The organism is Pseudomonas sp. Pse1 (assembly GCF_024519635.1).
Lineage (GTDB): Bacteria > Pseudomonadota > Gammaproteobacteria > Pseudomonadales > Pseudomonadaceae > Aquipseudomonas.
In genome coordinates this window covers 98581-114232 of sequence record NZ_JALJRO010000007.1, presented here as the reverse complement: position 1 = coordinate 114232, position 15652 = coordinate 98581, and the positions used below count along the sequence as shown (strand labels likewise).

General features: G+C 60.8%; 14 protein-coding genes. 10 read left to right on the top strand and 4 right to left on the bottom strand.

Annotated features, from left to right (window positions below):
• The first annotated feature begins 194 nt into the window (after positions 1–194).
• The 7 genes from argH (at position 195) to NR126_RS12750 (ending at position 7360) form a co-directional block, all read left to right on the top strand.
• Entirely contained in the window at positions 195–1622 is a 1428-nt protein-coding gene (argH, locus tag NR126_RS12780; RefSeq protein WP_105754592.1) for an argininosuccinate lyase, read from the top strand.
• Between the two features lie 90 nt (positions 1623–1712).
• The gene (locus NR126_RS12775; protein WP_027616347.1) at positions 1713–2591 is read left to right on the top strand and encodes an amino acid ABC transporter permease; all 879 of its coding nucleotides are present in this window, start codon (positions 1713–1715) and stop codon (positions 2589–2591) included.
• A 10-nt stretch (positions 2592–2601) separates the two neighbouring features.
• Positions 2602–3366: an amino acid ABC transporter ATP-binding protein gene (locus NR126_RS12770; protein ID WP_027616346.1), complete on the top strand. Its 765-nt coding sequence runs from the start codon at positions 2602–2604 to the stop codon at positions 3364–3366.
• Between the two features lie 40 nt (positions 3367–3406).
• A complete protein-coding gene (locus NR126_RS12765; RefSeq protein WP_027616345.1) occupies positions 3407–4231 on the top strand; it encodes an ABC transporter substrate-binding protein in 825 nt (274 codons plus the stop codon).
• 89 nt (positions 4232–4320) lie between these two features.
• Entirely contained in the window at positions 4321–5169 is an 849-nt protein-coding gene (locus NR126_RS12760) for a polysaccharide deacetylase (RefSeq protein ID WP_105754593.1), read from the top strand.
• The gene (locus tag NR126_RS12755; RefSeq protein ID WP_105754594.1) at positions 5162–6052 is read left to right on the top strand and encodes a polysaccharide deacetylase; all 891 of its coding nucleotides are present in this window, start codon (positions 5162–5164) and stop codon (positions 6050–6052) included. The genes NR126_RS12760 and NR126_RS12755 overlap by 8 nt, the downstream gene beginning before the upstream one ends.
• A 129-nt stretch (positions 6053–6181) precedes the next feature.
• The gene (locus tag NR126_RS12750) at positions 6182–7360 is read left to right on the top strand and encodes an MFS transporter (RefSeq protein WP_027616342.1); all 1179 of its coding nucleotides are present in this window, start codon (positions 6182–6184) and stop codon (positions 7358–7360) included.
• 35 nt (positions 7361–7395) lie between these two features.
• Here the strand turns inward: NR126_RS12750 and NR126_RS12745 are convergent, their stop codons facing one another.
• Genes NR126_RS12745 through NR126_RS12735 form a run of 3 tightly spaced genes read right to left on the bottom strand, consistent with a single transcriptional unit; the run spans position 7396 to position 10967 of the window.
• Positions 7396–8646: a nucleoside permease gene (locus NR126_RS12745; protein ID WP_256830358.1), complete on the bottom strand. Its 1251-nt coding sequence runs from the start codon at positions 8644–8646 to the stop codon at positions 7396–7398.
• Positions 8647–8700: 54 nt separating this feature from the next.
• Entirely contained in the window at positions 8701–9804 is a 1104-nt protein-coding gene (locus NR126_RS12740; RefSeq protein ID WP_256830356.1) for a sugar phosphate isomerase/epimerase, read from the bottom strand.
• The gene (locus NR126_RS12735; protein ID WP_256830355.1) at positions 9801–10967 is read right to left on the bottom strand and encodes a Gfo/Idh/MocA family protein; all 1167 of its coding nucleotides are present in this window, start codon (positions 10965–10967) and stop codon (positions 9801–9803) included. Before NR126_RS12735 ends, NR126_RS12740 begins: the two co-directional genes overlap by 4 nt.
• A gap of 188 nt (positions 10968–11155) precedes the next feature.
• On the opposite strand from NR126_RS12735, the gene NR126_RS12730 reads away from it, so the two are divergent.
• The gene (locus tag NR126_RS12730; RefSeq protein WP_256830354.1) at positions 11156–12172 is read left to right on the top strand and encodes a LacI family DNA-binding transcriptional regulator; all 1017 of its coding nucleotides are present in this window, start codon (positions 11156–11158) and stop codon (positions 12170–12172) included.
• A gap of 131 nt (positions 12173–12303) precedes the next feature.
• On the opposite strand, the gene NR126_RS12725 is transcribed toward NR126_RS12730, so the two are convergent.
• Positions 12304–12471 (bottom strand): hypothetical protein, encoded by a 168-nt coding sequence (locus NR126_RS12725; RefSeq protein WP_256830352.1) that lies wholly within the window; start codon positions 12469–12471, stop codon positions 12304–12306.
• 443 nt (positions 12472–12914) lie between these two features.
• On the opposite strand from NR126_RS12725, the gene NR126_RS12720 reads away from it, so the two are divergent.
• Together NR126_RS12720 and NR126_RS12715 are read left to right on the top strand one after the other, a co-directional pair.
• Positions 12915–14249, top strand: coding sequence for an MFS transporter (locus tag NR126_RS12720; RefSeq protein ID WP_256830351.1), 1335 nt, complete (start codon positions 12915–12917; stop codon positions 14247–14249).
• A 69-nt stretch (positions 14250–14318) separates the two neighbouring features.
• Complete coding sequence (locus tag NR126_RS12715; protein WP_105754597.1) at positions 14319–15569, top strand: OprD family porin; 1251 nt, start codon at positions 14319–14321, stop codon at positions 15567–15569.
• The last annotated feature ends 83 nt before the right edge of the window (positions 15570–15652 follow it).

Sequence of the window (15652 nt, the reverse complement as noted above, 5' to 3'; positions counted from 1 at the left end):
CGCCAATAAATCCCGAACATCAGTGCCAAATCGCTGATCTCAAAACATTAAAAGCTGACACTTCGATCAGTTCTCTCTCCTTTGCAACTGCCCTCCTGAAAACTGCCCTGGCCTGATTTCGCTCGCTGACTTTTCAGCGACATAGCGGCCTGGCACACCCCTTTCAGTTCGCGTTACCGACGAGGAAAACAACAATGTCTCAAACCACCGACCGTCTCTGGGGTGCTCGCTTCAAGAGTGGTCCTTCGCAAGCCTTGGCCGCCCTCTCCCGCTGCCCCGAGCGCTACTTCCGCCTGACGCCGTATGACCTCGCCGGTTCCAAGGCCCATGCCCGGGAATTGCAGCGCGCAGGCCTGTTGAGCGAGCAGGAAACCCGCAACATGCTCGACGCCCTGGAGCAGATTGGCAGCGATTTCCGCGCCGGCAGCATCGCTCCGACCCTGGACGACGAAGACGTCCACACCTTCATCGAACGCCTGCTGACCGAACGCCTCGGCGCCCTGGGCGGCAAGCTGCGCGCCGGCCGTTCGCGCAATGACCAGACAGCCAACGACCTGCGACTGTTCCTGCGTGATCACGTCCGCACCCTGGCCGTCGAAGTGCTGGCCTTGCAACAGGCGCTAGTGAACCAGGCCGAACAGCACGTCGAGAGCATCTGCCCCGGCTTCACCCACTTGCAGCAGGCGCAGCCGATCGTGTTCGCCCATCACCTGCTGGCCCACGCCCAGTCTATGCTGCGCGATGTACAGCGTCTGGTGGACTGGGACGCGCGCACGTCGCTGTCGCCACTCGGTGCGGCGGCCATGGCGGGCTCGGCCATCGCCCGCCTGCCACAGCAATCCGCGCAGGAAATGGGTTACAGCGGGGTGTGCGAAAACTCCATCGATGCCGTCGCCAGCCGCGACCACGTTGCCGAATTCCTGTTCATCTCCAGCATGCTCGGGGTCAACATTTCCCGCCTCGCCGAAGAATTCTGCCTGTGGTCATCGCGGCAATTTCGCTGGATCGCGCTGGACGATGCCTACGCCACAGGCAGCTCGATCATGCCGCAGAAGAAGAACCCGGACATCGCCGAACTGGCACGGGGCAAGGCGGGTCGCCTGATCGGCAACTTGACCGGTCTGCTGTCCACCCTTAAATCCCTGCCCCTGTCGTACAACCGCGACTTGAGCGAAGACAAGCATCACGTGCTCGACAGCGTCGACACCCTGCTGCTGGTGTTGCCGGCGATGGCCGGGATGGTCGCGACCATGACGGTCAACGTCGAAGAACTGCGTCGCCAGGCGCCAATGGGTTTCACCCTCGCCACTGAGGTCGCCGATTGGCTGGCGGTGCGCGGCGTGCCGTTCAAGGAAGCCCACGAAATCACCGGCGCGCTGGTCAAGGCCTGTGAGCAACACGACATTGAACTGTGGGAAGCATCCCCGGCGCTGCTGGCCGAGATCGACCCACGCCTGACTCCCGAAGTCCGCGACAGCCTGACCCTGGAGGCCGCCATCGCCGCCCGCAGTGGCTGGGGCGGCACCGCGCCGCAGCAGGTGCGCGAGCAGATCGGCCGCCTGAAAACCGCCCTCGCCGCGCAACAGCAGTGGACCGAAAACTACCAGGGCTTTCGCCTCTAACGGCCGCCACACAAAACCCTGCAGGAGCTGGCTTGCCAGCTCCTGCACGGATTGTATTTAACCTGAATCACCCGTGTACGGAGAAACACCATGAGCCAGACACAGGCACAACGACTCCAGGCGGAGCGCAAGCTGGCGGAAAACCAGTTCGATATCACCCAGTATCAACACGTACCACGGCGCTACTACGGACGGATGTTTTTCGCTGCGGTCATCGTCGTCGCCCTGCTGGGCCTGGTGCAGGCCTTCGCCGAGGGCAAGATCGAATGGTCGTACATCGGCCAATTCCTCACGTCTCAGGCGATTATGTGGGGCTTGCTCAACACCATCGTCATGGCGGTACTGGCCATGGCGCTGGGCATCGTGTTCGGCGTGATCACCGCGATCATGCGCATGTCGGCCAACCCGATCCTGCGCTATGTGGCACTGACCTACACCTGGCTGTTTCGTGGCACGCCGTTGATCCTGCAACTGCTGTTGTGGTTCAACCTGGCGCTGATTTTCCCCACCATTGGTATCCCCGGGGTGTTCGAACTGGACACCGTGAGCCTGATGACGCCGTTCGTGGCGGCCCTGCTCGGCTTGAGCATCAACCAGGGCGCTTACACCGCTGAAGTGGTGCGTGCCGGCCTGCTGTCGGTGGACACCGGACAGTACGAAGCCGCCAAGTCGATCGGCATGCCGCGCCTGCAAGCGCTGCGCCGGATCATCCTGCCCCAGGCCATGCGGATCATCATTCCGCCGGTGGGCAACGAGTTCATTGGCATGGTGAAAATGACCTCGCTGGCGAGCGTCATCCAGTATTCGGAACTGCTCTACAACGCCCAGAACATCTATTACGCCAACGCCCGCGTGATGGAGCTGCTGATCGTTGCCGGTATCTGGTACCTGGCCACCGTCACCGTCCTGTCCTTCGGTCAAAGCCGTCTGGAGCGTCGTTTCGCTCGCGGCGCCGGCAAGCGTTCTTGAGGAGTTGAATATGAGAAGCATCGTCAAGGCCGTGAGCCTGAACAAATATTACGACCAGTACCACGCGCTCAAGGACATCGACATCGAAGTCGAGCAAGGTGAAGTGCTGTGCATCATTGGCCCGTCCGGCTCGGGCAAGAGCACCCTGCTGCGCTGCGTCAACCAGTTGGAGAAGATCGACAAGGGTGGCCTGTGGGTCGACGGCGAACTGGTGGGTTACCGCGTGGTCGGCAACAAACTGCACGAACTCACCGAAACCCAGATCGCCCGCCAGCGCCTGTCCACCGGCATGGTGTTCCAGCGCTTCAACCTGTTTCCGCACATGACTGTGCTGCAAAACATCATCGAAGGGCCGTGCCAGGTGCTCAAGCGTTCGCCCAAAGAGGCAAACGAAGAAGCCCTGGAGCTGCTCGCTCGCGTCGGCCTTGCTGACAAACGCAACAGCTACCCGATCGAACTCTCGGGTGGTCAGCAGCAACGTGTCGCCATCGCCCGCGCCCTGGCCATGCGCCCCAAGCTGATGCTGTTCGATGAACCCACTTCGGCACTCGACCCGGAACTGGTCGGAGAGGTGCTGTCGGTGATGCGCGATCTGGCGCAGACCGGCATGACCATGATCGTCGTCACCCATGAACTGGGCTTCGCTCGCGAAGTCTCCAATCGCATGGTGTTCATGGACGGCGGGCAGATCGTGGAGGCAGGAAGCCCCGAAGAAATACTAATAAATCCACAAAACCCACGCACCCAAAGCTTCATTTCTGCCGTTCGAACCTGAATGCCGGTTGGCGTTAAAAACACTCAAAAGAGAACGACCCATGAAGAACTTCATTATTCCAGCAGTACTCGCCGGCGTTATGGCATCTGGCTTCACCTTTGCCGCCGAGCTCCCGGCCAACATCAAGGCCAAGGGCGAAATCGTCGTAGCGATCATGCCGAACTACCCGCCGATGGATTTCAAGGACCCGGCCACCAACACCCTCACCGGCCTCGACTACGACCTGGGCAATGCTCTGGCCGAACGTTTGGGGGTGAAGATCAAATGGCAGGAAACCGGTTTCGAGCAAATGATCAATGCCCTGACCACCGACCGCGTGGACATGGTGCTGTCGGGCATGACCGATACTGTCGAGCGTCAGGCCAGCGTGACCTTTGTCGACTACTTCACCAGCGGCCCGCAGTTCTACACCTTGCAGAAAAACAAGGACACCAACGAGATCATCGATCTGTGCGGCAAGAAAGTCGGCACCAGCCGCCGTACCACTTTCCCGGCGGAGATCGCCGCGTGGAGCAAGGCGAACTGTGAGGCTGCCGGCAAGCCAGCAATCAACGTGATCGGCACCGAAGGCTCCGCCGACGCCCGCGCGCAACTGCGCCAGAGCCGCATTGACGCGGCGATGCAGGGCAGCGAGACGCTGTCGTACCTGAAAACTCAGGAAAAAGACATGTACAAGACCGTGGGCCTGCCGATCTCCGTGCAGTTCACCGGTCTTGGCGTGAGCAAGAAGAAGCCGCAATTGAGCGAAGCGGTGAAGGTCGCCTTGCAGAGCATGATCGACGACGGCAGCTACCAGGCGATCCTCAAGAAATGGGATCTGGAGTTGGGGGCGATCAAGACGGTGAGCATTAACGCCGGCAAATAAACAACCTGGAACAACCCCGCCCTTGTGGGAGCGAGCCTGCTTGCTCCCACAGGGATTGTGTTTTGCCGATAGAAAGCTGGAGCACCACGATGTCCTCCTCACTCAAGCCCACCTGGCCCGATCAGCACAAAGCTTGTCTGGCCCTGGCCTTCGACCTCGACGGCCCCACCGGCGATGCCATGCTCAACGGCTCGATCTGGCGCCAGCCCGAGTATTTCGGCTTCGGCGGTTATGGCCCGTATCGGGCGCTGCCGCGGATTCTTGATCTGCTCGACGAATTCCGCCTGCCAACCACGTTCTTCGTCCCGGCCTGGGTCGTGGAAAACTGGCCGAAACAGTGCCAGGCGATTGTCGAGCGCGGGCATGAAGTGGCGTATCACGGCTACAAACACGAATCCTTTTACGGCCTGACGCTGGAACAGCAGAAGGACGTGATGAAGCGCTCCCGCGAGGTGTTCTGGAACTACCTGAACATCCGCGCCAAAGGTTTCCGCACACCGTCCGGCGACTGGCGAGCCGAGACCCCGGCCATGCTGGTGGAAGCCGGCGTGACTTACTCCAGCAGCATGCGCGGCGATGACCGACCGTATCTGGTCAACGTACCTGGCCACGATACCCCATTGGTGGAAATTCCCGGCCGCTGGGAAATGGATGATTACGCCTCCCTCGCCTACACCCGCTCACCGAACTTCCCTTCCGGTCTCGACCGCACGGCCAGTTATGAACTGACCCTCGACAACTGGCAGCGCGAGTACGACGGTGCAATGGACGAAGGGTTGTGCCTGACCACCCTGTTCCACCCGAAAATCACCGGCAAACCGGGACGCATCCTGTTGCTGGAGAAACTCTTCGAACACATGCGCCAGCGCGATGACGTGTGGTTCGCCACGTGCCGTGACGTCGCCCAGTGGTGGCTGAAGGAGCATCACCATGGTTGAACCCATTTCAGTCTGGCCCGAGGGCTACCGCTGCGCCGTCGTGTTGACCGTCGACTACAACGACATCCACGGCATTCTCACCCAGGCCCCGGAAGTCGCCGGACGCGACAAGACCCTGTCGGTCTGGCGTTATGGCACCCAGCGTGGCGTCGAACGACTGCTGGGCTTGTTCAAAGAACTCAACGTCACCAGCAGTTGGTTCGTACCCGGCATCGTCGCCGAGGAAAACCCCGGGCATATCCGCGAGATTCTGGCAGGCGGGCATGAAATCGCCTGCGCCGGGTATCACCATCAGAACTACGACAACCTCGACCTGGCCACACAGCGCGCGGACATTGCCAGGGGGTGTGAAGCATTGATGACGCTGACCGGCCGGCGCCCCAGCGGTTTCCGTATCCCCGCTGGCAACGGTGCACCGGGCTTCATCGAGGCATTGAGGGAGCAAGGCATTCACTGGTCGTCGTCCTGGCGTGGTGATGACTTGCCGTTCGCCCACCCGACGGCGCCCGGCGTGATCGAGTTGCCCCTGCATTACGAACTGGAAGACGAACCCTACTTTGCCTTCAACCTGAGCCCGGCCGTACCGCCGGCACAGTCGCGGATTGCTTCCTACAGCCACACCCTGGGCAATCTGCAGATGGACTTCGCCGGGTTCCACCGGTTTGGCCTGTGCTATGTGTTGCGCCTGCATCCGGAAATCATCGCCACCCCGGGACGCATCGGTGTGCTGCGTGAGTTGCTGCGCGGCATTCAAGGGCGTGACGACGTGTGGATCGCCACCGGTGCCGAGGTCGCGCAGTGGTGGGCGCAATCGGCGACGCAGGTCACGCAGGATCATCCGGCGGCGGTGTATGAACGCCATTATCGGGATTACCTGGTATGACCTCATTGCGAGCAAGCTCGCTCCTACAGGGGATCGCCTTGCACCTGTGGGAGCGAACCTGCTCGCGATTGGCAGCGACCCGGTACATAGACAAACACTCACCATCCGAATAAGGACGTTTGCACCACCGTGGCCACGTACTCACTCGTTATCCGTCGCTTGATGATCGCGTCACTGACCATCGTCGTCAGCCGCGCCATCACCAGCCCCTTGCTCACGCTGTTCCTGAGCAACAAGCTGGGCCTCAACCAACAGGACGTTGGCTTGCTCCTCGGGATCGCGGTGTTCATCGCAACCCTGCTGGCGCTTTATGGCGGCTATATCATCGACCGCCTGGAAAAACGCCGGCTGCTGATCCTGGCGATGCTCTCCAGCGCCATCGGCTTCGTGCTGCTGACCTTTGCCGAAAATCTCTTCCTGACCACCGCCACCCTGGTGATCACCGAGACCGCGTCAGCCATGTTTCTCATCTGTTCCAAAGCGATCCTCAGCGAAAACCTGCCCATGGGCCAACGAGCCAAGGCGTTTTCCCTGCGCTACACGCTGACCAACATCGGCTATGCCACAGGCCCCATGCTCGGCGTGGTGATTGCCGGGCACTACCCCATCGCACCGTTCCTGATTGCCGGCGGCATCGCTTTCTTCAGCATCTTCCTGATGATAGGCATACCCGGCGATTCAGCGCGGGCACCGGCCATCGGACAATCCCAGAGCTTCCTGAAAACCCTGGTCACCCTGAAAAACGACCGCACCCTGATCATGTTTACGTGTGGTTGCCTACTCAGCACCGTGGTGCACGGGCGCTACACCCTCTACCTGTCGCAATACCTGCTGGTGACCCACGACTCCAGGCGCGCCCTGGAAATCATGGCCGCCCTGCTCGCCTGCAACGCCATCAGCGTGATCCTGTTGCAGTACCAGATCGGCCGGTTCCTCAATCGCGAGAAACTACGCTACTGGATTGCCGCAGGCAGCAGCCTGTTCATCCTTGGGCTGATCGGCTTCAGCCTGGCCGACAGCCTGTTGAGTTGGTGCGTGGCCATGTTCATCTTCACCCTCGGTGAAATGATCATTTATCCGGCGGAATTCCTCTTCGTCGACACCCTGGCCCCTGAGGAGCTACGCGGCAGCTATTACGGTGCGCAGAACCTGGCGGCCCTGGGTGGCGCCCTGAGCCCGGTGATTTGTGGCTATTTATTGATGCACACACCCGCGCCGACGATGTTCTATGCCTTGAGCACGCTGACCGCGCTGGGTGGATTCCTGTGCTTCATGAGTGGTCGTCGGGCGGCGGCTGGGCAGAGATAATCCACTGGAACTGTAGTGAGATGAACCTTCCAACGTCAGGAATGGTGGGTGGTTGCGCTCCCAGCCGCCAACTCCGATCGTCGCGCATCGCGAAAGGCAAACATGAACACCAGCACCACAACCAGAGAGAAAAAGGCCGGGAACAGCCAGATGCTCTGCCACTGATGGCCCGCAGGGGTGGCGTAGTAGTCGGAGACATGGCCCGCGACCCAGAAACCGATCAGCATGCCTACACCGTAGGTGGCCAGGGTTATCAAGCCCTGGGCCGAGCTTCTGAAGCGCTCGGGGGTTTTCGCGTCGGTATAGATCTGCCCGGACACAAAGAAAAAGTCGTAGCAGATACCGTGCAGGGCAATGCCGGTGAACAGCATAAAGGCCAGGTCGGCATTATTGCCGTAGGCGAACAGCACATAGCGCAAGGCCCAGGCCAGCATGCCCATCAGTAACGCGATCTTGATGCCGAAGCGGTGAATGAACAGGGGCAGCAGGAGCATGAACAGGACTTCGGAGACCTGCCCGATGGCCATCTTTGCCGTGGGATTGGTCATGCCGATGTCGGCAAGGAATGGGTTGGCATTCTGGTAATAGAACGCCAGCGGGATGCAGATCAGGATCGAGGCGATGAAAAACACCAGGTAGCTGCGGTCTTTCAACAGGCCCAGGGCATCCAGGCCGAGGATCTGTTTAAAACCGGTTCGAGTTTGCGCCGCTTTCAGCGGTGCCGTACTCGGCAGCGTGAAGCTGTAGACGCCCAGCAGCAGAGACGCCAGGGCCGCCATCAGGAAGGTGTTGCGCAGCGCACCGGAAGCAATCGCCGCTTTGGCGTCCCAGGCAAAGACAAAGCTGATCACCACACCGGCGACAATCCAGCCCACGGTGCCCCACACACGAATGCGCGAAAACTCCAGCGCCGGGTCGCGCATCTGCCGGAAGGCCACCGAGTTGACCAATGCCAGGGTCGGCATGTAGATCATCATGTAGGCGAGCACGTAGGGGTAGAACGCGGAAAAATCTGGCGCCTGATAGAGCTGATAAAGCAACACCGCCCCCACCAGATGCAGCACCGCCAGAATGCGTTCGGCATTGAAAAAACGGTCGGCGATCAGCCCAATCACAAACGGCGCAATGATCGCGCCCCAAGACTGAGTCGAGAACGCCATGCCGATCTGGCCACCGCTGGCGCCCAGTTGGCTGGACAGAAAAGTACCCAGGGTGACGAACCAGCTCCCCCAGATAAAAAACTGCAGAAACATCATCGCGCTCAAGCGCGCACTCATCCACGTCATAACAGTCACCGTCTTGTTTTTATTGAAGGGTGTTATCGAAGAAAAAGGTCCAGCTCAGGCGACGGGTAATCCCAACAAACGCCGGTTGGACGCCGCATCGCTGGCCACGCTGACAAAGTCGTCAAAGGCCTTTTGGCTTCGAGTGATCATATGTTGGCGAATGAACGCTGCACCTTCGGCGGCGCCTTGGGCGGAGTCCTTCAGGCAGCATTCCCATTCCAGCACCGCCCAGCCGCTAAAACCGTATTGTGTGAGCTTGCTGAAGATCGACTTGAAATCGATCTGACCATCACCCAGCGAACGGAAACGTCCCGGGCGTTCAACCCAGCCCTGATAACCGCCATAGACGCCCGAGCGCGCGTCGGGACGGAACTCCGCGTCCTTGACGTGGAACATGCGAATGCGTGAGTGATAACGGTCGATAAAGCCCAGGTAATCCATTTGCTGCAGCAGCAAGTGGCTGGGGTCATAGAGGATTGCCGCACGGGGATGATGATCGACCGCCTCGAGAAAACGCTCGAAAGAGGCACCGTCGTGCAGGTCTTCACCGGGATGGATTTCGTAGCACAGGTCGACACCGGCCTCATCGAAGCAATCGAGGATAGGCAACCAGCGCTTGGCCAGTTCGGCAAAACCTTGCTCTACCAGGCCAGCCGGACGCTGTGGCCAGGGGTACATGAACGGCCAGAGCAAGGCGCCGGAAAAGGTCGCGTGCGCGGTGAGGCCCAGGCGCTGGCTGGCACGCGCAGCCAGCTTCAATTGCTCGATCGCCCACTCGGTGCGCGCCTCGGGTTGGCCGCGCAGATGAGCCGGTGCGAAGTCATCGAACAGCGTATCGAACGCCGGGTGCACGGCCACCAACTGCCCTTGCAGGTGAGTGGACAGTTCGCTGATTTCAACCCCCGCGCTGGCGCACACGGCCTTCAGTTCATCGCAATAGCTCTGGCTTTCGGCTGCGCGCTCAAGATCGATGTAGCGCGTACCCAGCGTCGGCAGTTGAATCGCGCTGTAACCCTGGGAGGCGGCCCATTGGGCGATATTAGCCAGGGTGTCGAAAGGCGCTTCATCGCTGATGAACTGCGCCAGAAATATCCCCGGGCCGCGCAGGCCTTGGGTGGTTGAGGCATTCGCAGTGATGCCGGGCTTTTGCGGGTTCATGGGTTGCACTCCAGAGGGGTCCACTTGGTGTCGCTGTTGTGGCTGGCGATGGCCGCCTCGATAAACGCCATGCCGCGCAGGCCGACCTCGATCCCCGGCACACCCGGGGCGGTATGGCCTTTCACGTCCCCGCGAATGGCCTGGGCAAAATCGCCGTACAGATTGGCCATGGCTTCCAGATAGCCTTCGGGATGGCCGGCAGGCAGGCGCATACGCTGGGTCGCGGCCGCGCACAGCCAGGGCTGTCCGGTGCCGGAACGCAAAACACGCAGCGGTTGCTCCAGTGAGCGATGAATCAGGCTGGCGGGTTGTTCCTGGCGCCATTCAAGGCCGCCCTTGTCGCCGTAGACACGAATGCTCAGCGGGTTCTCTTCCCCCGCGCAGACCTGGCTGGCGATCAGCACACCACTGGCGCCCTGCTCCATCTTGAACAGCATGGCGGCGTCGTCATCCAGTTGGCGGCCCTCAATGTGCACGCCCAACGTGGCGCACAGATGAGTGACGTGTTGATCTGCCACAAACTCCGCCAGGGAAAAGGCATGGGTGCCGATATCGCTAATGCAACCGCCCAGCCCGGAGAACGCCGGCTGCCCGCGCCACTCGGCCTGCTTGTTGCCTTGCCCGGCCACGTCCTGGCTGAGCCAGCCCTGGGGATACTCCACCAACACCTTGCGCACGCTGCCGATGACGCCGCTGCGCACCATCTCCCGCGCTTGCCAGACCATGGGGTAACCGAGGTAGGTATGGGCCAGGCCGTACAGCCCGGAACTGCTGTGCAAGCGAGTGGCAAGGGCCTGCAATTCAGCGAGGTTCAGCGCGGCGGGCTTCTCGCTGAACACATGAAAACCGGCCGCGAGCGCCTCAGCGGCCACCGGCGCGTGAAGATGATTGGGGGTGACGATCACCAGCAGTTCCATGCGCTGCTCGGCCGGTAGAGCGCGCTCGGCTTCAAGCATCGATTGCCAGGTGCTGTAGCGGCGTGATTGCGCCAGGCCCAGGTGCTGACCGGTACGCTGGTTGTTCTCGGGGTCGCGACTGAACGCACCGCAGACCAGTTCAAAGCGTCCATCAAGCCCCGCCGCCTGACGATGGGCCTGGGCAATAAAAGAGCCCTCGCCGCCGCCGACAAAACCCATTCTTATTTTAGGTATCACTGTGCTCATCACTGATCTTCTCGGTTCGAGTCGGCTGGGCGACTGCTTGAGATGAAAATGTAACCGGTTACATTTTTGCGTCAATCTAGGCGCTGTCACGCAGACTGTCAAATAGGGAATCGACACCTGCAAAGATTTCAGCGCAGACCACGCTGCTGTTAAGCTCGCCCGACGCTGAATATGAAGTTGAGGTGGTTTTGTCGAATATCCGTGAAGTTGCCCGGCTTGCCGGTGTCTCGGTGGCCACCGTGTCGCGCACCCTGCAATCCCCCGAACGCGTGCGCCAGGCGACTCGCGACAAGGTCAACGCCGCCGTCGAGCAAGCGGGTTATCGGCCCAACCTGATGGCGGTGCAGTTCCGCTCACGGCGCACCGCCAACCTGGTGATCCTGGTGCCGAAAATTGCCAATACCTTCTTTGCCCAAGTGATCAGCGGCGCACAATCGGCCGCCCAGGCCGCCGGCTACCGACTGCTGCTATGCGATACCCAAGGCCGCGAAGACATCGAGCGCGAGTTCGCCGAACTGGTCTACGCCCACCAGGCCGATGGCGTGATCCAGTTGCGCGCTTACGACCCCTTCCCGGCTGACAGTGCTGAACTGCCACCGATGGTCAATGCCTGTGAAGTCATCCAGGGCGGACGCCACCCCAGCATCAGCCTCGACAACCAGGCGGCCGCCAAGGCCATGACTGAACACTTGATTGGCTTGGGCCATCGGCGGATCGGCCTGATCAAGGGCCCTCGAAGCAGTCCCCTGACCCAGGATCGAGTAGCCGGTTACCAGGCCGCTCTCGATCAGGCAGGCATTCCCAGCGACCCGGAGATCATCTGCCACGGTGACTTCAGCTTGCGCGCCGGCTACGACGGCGCCGCCACCTTGCTGGCGATGGCGGACCGCCCGACAGCGCTGTTTTGTGAGAACGACGAGATGGCCATAGGTGCGCTCAAGCGCATCAAGGACGCCGGCCTGCGGGTGCCGGAAGATATTTCTTTAGTAGGCTTCGACGATATTCCGCTGGCGCAATACTGTGATCCGCCGCTGACCACCATTGCCCAGCCCGCCGAAGGCTTTGGCCGCAGGGCTGTGGAGATGCTAATCAACCTGATCGAGAAAAAACCCAATCCGCAGCAGCATGTGACCCTGCCGTTTGAACTGACGATACGTGAGAGCACGGCGGCGCCTTCGGTGGGACAAGCAGGCTCTGAGGACTGAGAGGGTAAATCCCCTTTGTTGTGTGTTAGCGAGGATTATTCGCCTTTAGCCACACTGTATTGGATTTACCTGTGATTCAGCCCGACCGGGTCAGTCGAACACCCGCCTGCTTCTGGCACCCTACGCCCTCCTCACTCCTCCTCATCAATCTGATCCAGATAATCAACCTCATCATCTTCTTCGTCATCCGCATCAAGAATGCCCTGAGCGTCGGCTTCGCCCCAGGGTTCGTCATCGTGGAATTCTTGATCAAGCAGGTGATCGTGCTCGGGCTCGGGGATATCTCGTTCTTCGCTCATGGCTTTTCGAATCAACAGAAGGAAAAGCGGACTGTATAGGCAGATCCCTTCCTTCAGTCAACGCGCGAAGCCTGGCGAGGTCGGGGGCAGAATACACAAGAGCCCGGTGACGCGAGGTTGTACCAATCGCAAATTGGATCCCAATTATCATAGGTGACCGATAATCGAACATCTTTTAATACCTTTAACTATCTGTTTTTAATGGTTTTTTTAATTCTTATAAGAAGAAATCCAAACAAAATCCAAAAACCACCCCTTCTCAATGGATCCATAACTTGATTGACTTGCACCCCTCGGTGTCAGGCGTCGCGCCTGCCCGCTGATAAAAATAACAAGGGTGTCGAGATGAATGACTGCTCAATCGGGCTCAAGCTTCGGCTTGCAGCCACCTGTGTGTGCCTGATGCGTTTTGCCTTTACCCTGCCCCACGCCGAGGGTCGGTCATGAGTATCGACCTGAAGAAAGTCGTCGATGACGGCCCGATGGCCCGCTTCCAGTGGCTGGCCATCGGCATCTGCATTGTCCTGAACATGATCGATGGCTTCGACGTACTGGTGATGGCCTTCACCGCCTCCTCAGTGTCTGCCGAATGGGCGTTGAACGGCGCGCAAGTCGGGCTGCTGTTAAGTGCCGGGCTGTTTGGCATGGCGGCGGGATCGCTGTTTATTGCGCCCTGGGCGGATCGCTTCGGCCGCGTGCCGTTGATCCTGTTTTGCCTGCTGCTTTCGGGCGTCGGCATGCTGTTGTCGTCGCTGAGCCAGACGCCGCTGCAACTGGCGTTGTTGCGCGGCCTGACCGGCCTGGGCATCGGCGGCATTCTGGCCAGCAGCAACGTGATTGCCAGTGAGTTTGCCAACAAGCGCTGGCGCGGGCTGGCGGTGAGTCTGCAATCCACCGGCTATGCCCTGGGTGCGACCCTGGGCGGGCTGTTGTCGGTGTGGTTGCTGACCCACTTTGGCTGGCGTTCGGTGTTCATTTTTGGCGGCGCCGTGACCCTGGCGGTGATTCCCCTGGTGCTGCTGTTCTTGCCCGAATCGCTGGACTTCCTGATCACCCGTCGCCCGGTCAATGCCCTGGCGCGGATCAATCGCCTGGCCGCCCGCCTAGGTCAGCCAGCACTGGGCGAACTGCCCTTGATCCCTTCGACGCCGAACGCCGGCAAGGGCCGCCTGGCCCAGTTGCTCGCACCTGAATCGCGACGCACCACCCTGCTGATCTGGCTGCTGTTCTTCCTGGTGATGTTCGGCTTCTACTTTGTCATGAGCTGGACGCCGAAGCTGCTGGTGGCTGCCGGCTTGTCGGCGCAACAGGGGATCAGCGGCGGCGTGCTGTTGAGCGTCGGCGGGATCTTCGGTGCGGCACTGATTGGCGCCCTGGCCTCGCGCTGGCGCCTGACCCGGGTGTTGGCGCTATTCATGCTGATCTCCGCGGTCTTGCTGGTGCTGTTTGTCGGCTCGGCGTCTTCGGTGTCGATGGCCCTCGGCCTCGGCCTGCTGATCGGGTTGTTCGTCAACGGTTGTGTGGCGGGTCTTTACGCGCTGTCGCCGATTGTCTACGACGCTTCGGTGCGCACCACCGGGGTCGGCTGGGGCATTGGCATCGGGCGTATCGGCGCGATCCTCTCGCCAACCGTTGCCGGTGTGCTGCTCGACAGCGGCTGGCAACCCCTGCACCTGTATGGCGTGTTTGCCGTGGTGTTCGTGATTGCCGCCATCGTTCTGCTGCAGTTGCGTCCCGGCACTCAGGCGCAGCCGAGCAGCGAACTCAGCCGGGCCTGATCCCCTGCAAAACCGGTAGCGAGGGCCGTGCTCTCGCTACCCACTTCATCCTCCAGGAATACAACAATAATGACTGTCCTCCCCCTCCCTCCCCGGGCCTTGCTCGGCGGTGCAATCGCCCTTGCCTTGAGTTCCTCGGTAAACGCCGAAACCGGTGGCTTCCTCGAAGACGCAAAGACCAGCCTGACCCTGCGCAATTACTACTTCAATCGCGACTTCAACGATTCTGGCGCGAGTAAAAGCAAGATCGAAGAATGGGCCCAGGGCGCGATCCTCAAGTTCAGTTCCGGCTACACCCCAGGCGTGGTCGGCTTCGGCCTGGACGGCATCGCCATGCTCGGCGTCAAGCTCGACAGCGGCCCACAACGCAGCGGTTCGGAACTGCTGCCGGTGCACGACGATGGTCGCGCCGCCGACAACTACGGACGTGCCGGACTGGCAGCAAAAATGCGCGTGTCGCAGACCGAGCTGATGCTTGGCGAGCTGATGCCGGATGTGCCGCTGCTGCGCTACGACGACGGCCGCCTGCTACCACAGACTTTCCAGGGCGGCATGCTGGCGTCCCGCGAGCTGTCGGGGCTGAACCTGCAGGGCGGTCGTTACACCGCCGTCAGTCTGCGCAACTCGTCGAACATGCAGGACCTCTCGGCCTGGGCCGCGCCCACCGTGATGTCCGACGGTTTCAACTATGTCGGCGCCGAATACCGCTTCAACGCGCAACAGACCCTGATCGGCGCCTGGCACTCGCAGCTCGAAGACATCTACCAGCAAAGCTATCTGAACCTGCTGCACAAACAGACCTTTGGCGCCTGGACCCTCGGCGCCAACCTCGGCTACTTCATCGACAAGGACGATGGCAGTGCGCGAATCGGCGAAGTGCAGAGCCATACCGCCTACGGCCTGTTCTCCGCCAACCTCGGTGGCCATACCCTGTACCTCGGGCTGCAAAAGGTCAGCGGCGACACCGGCTGGATGTCGGTGTATGGCAGCAGCGGCCGGACCCTGGGCAACGACATGTTCAACGGCAATTTCAGCAACGCTGACGAGCGCTCCTGGCAGGCGCGGTATGACTACAACTTCGCCGCCATGGGCATCCCCGGCCTGCAACTGATGACCCGCTACGGTCACGGTGAAAACGCCACGACCAAGGCCGGCAGCAACGGCAAGGAATGGGAACGGGATACCGAAGTCAGCTACACCCTGCAAAGCGGCGCGCTGAAAAACCTCAGCCTGCGCGTCAACAACGCCACCAACCGTCGCAGCTTCAACAGCGACTTCGATCAGACCCGGGTCATTGTCAGCTACCCCCTGTCGTTCTGATCCTCCCGCCAGGGGCGCACACCGCCCCTGCATCTCCTTGCCGACCTGCGTTACTATGGCCAATCCCTTTCTGGAAGTCGCCT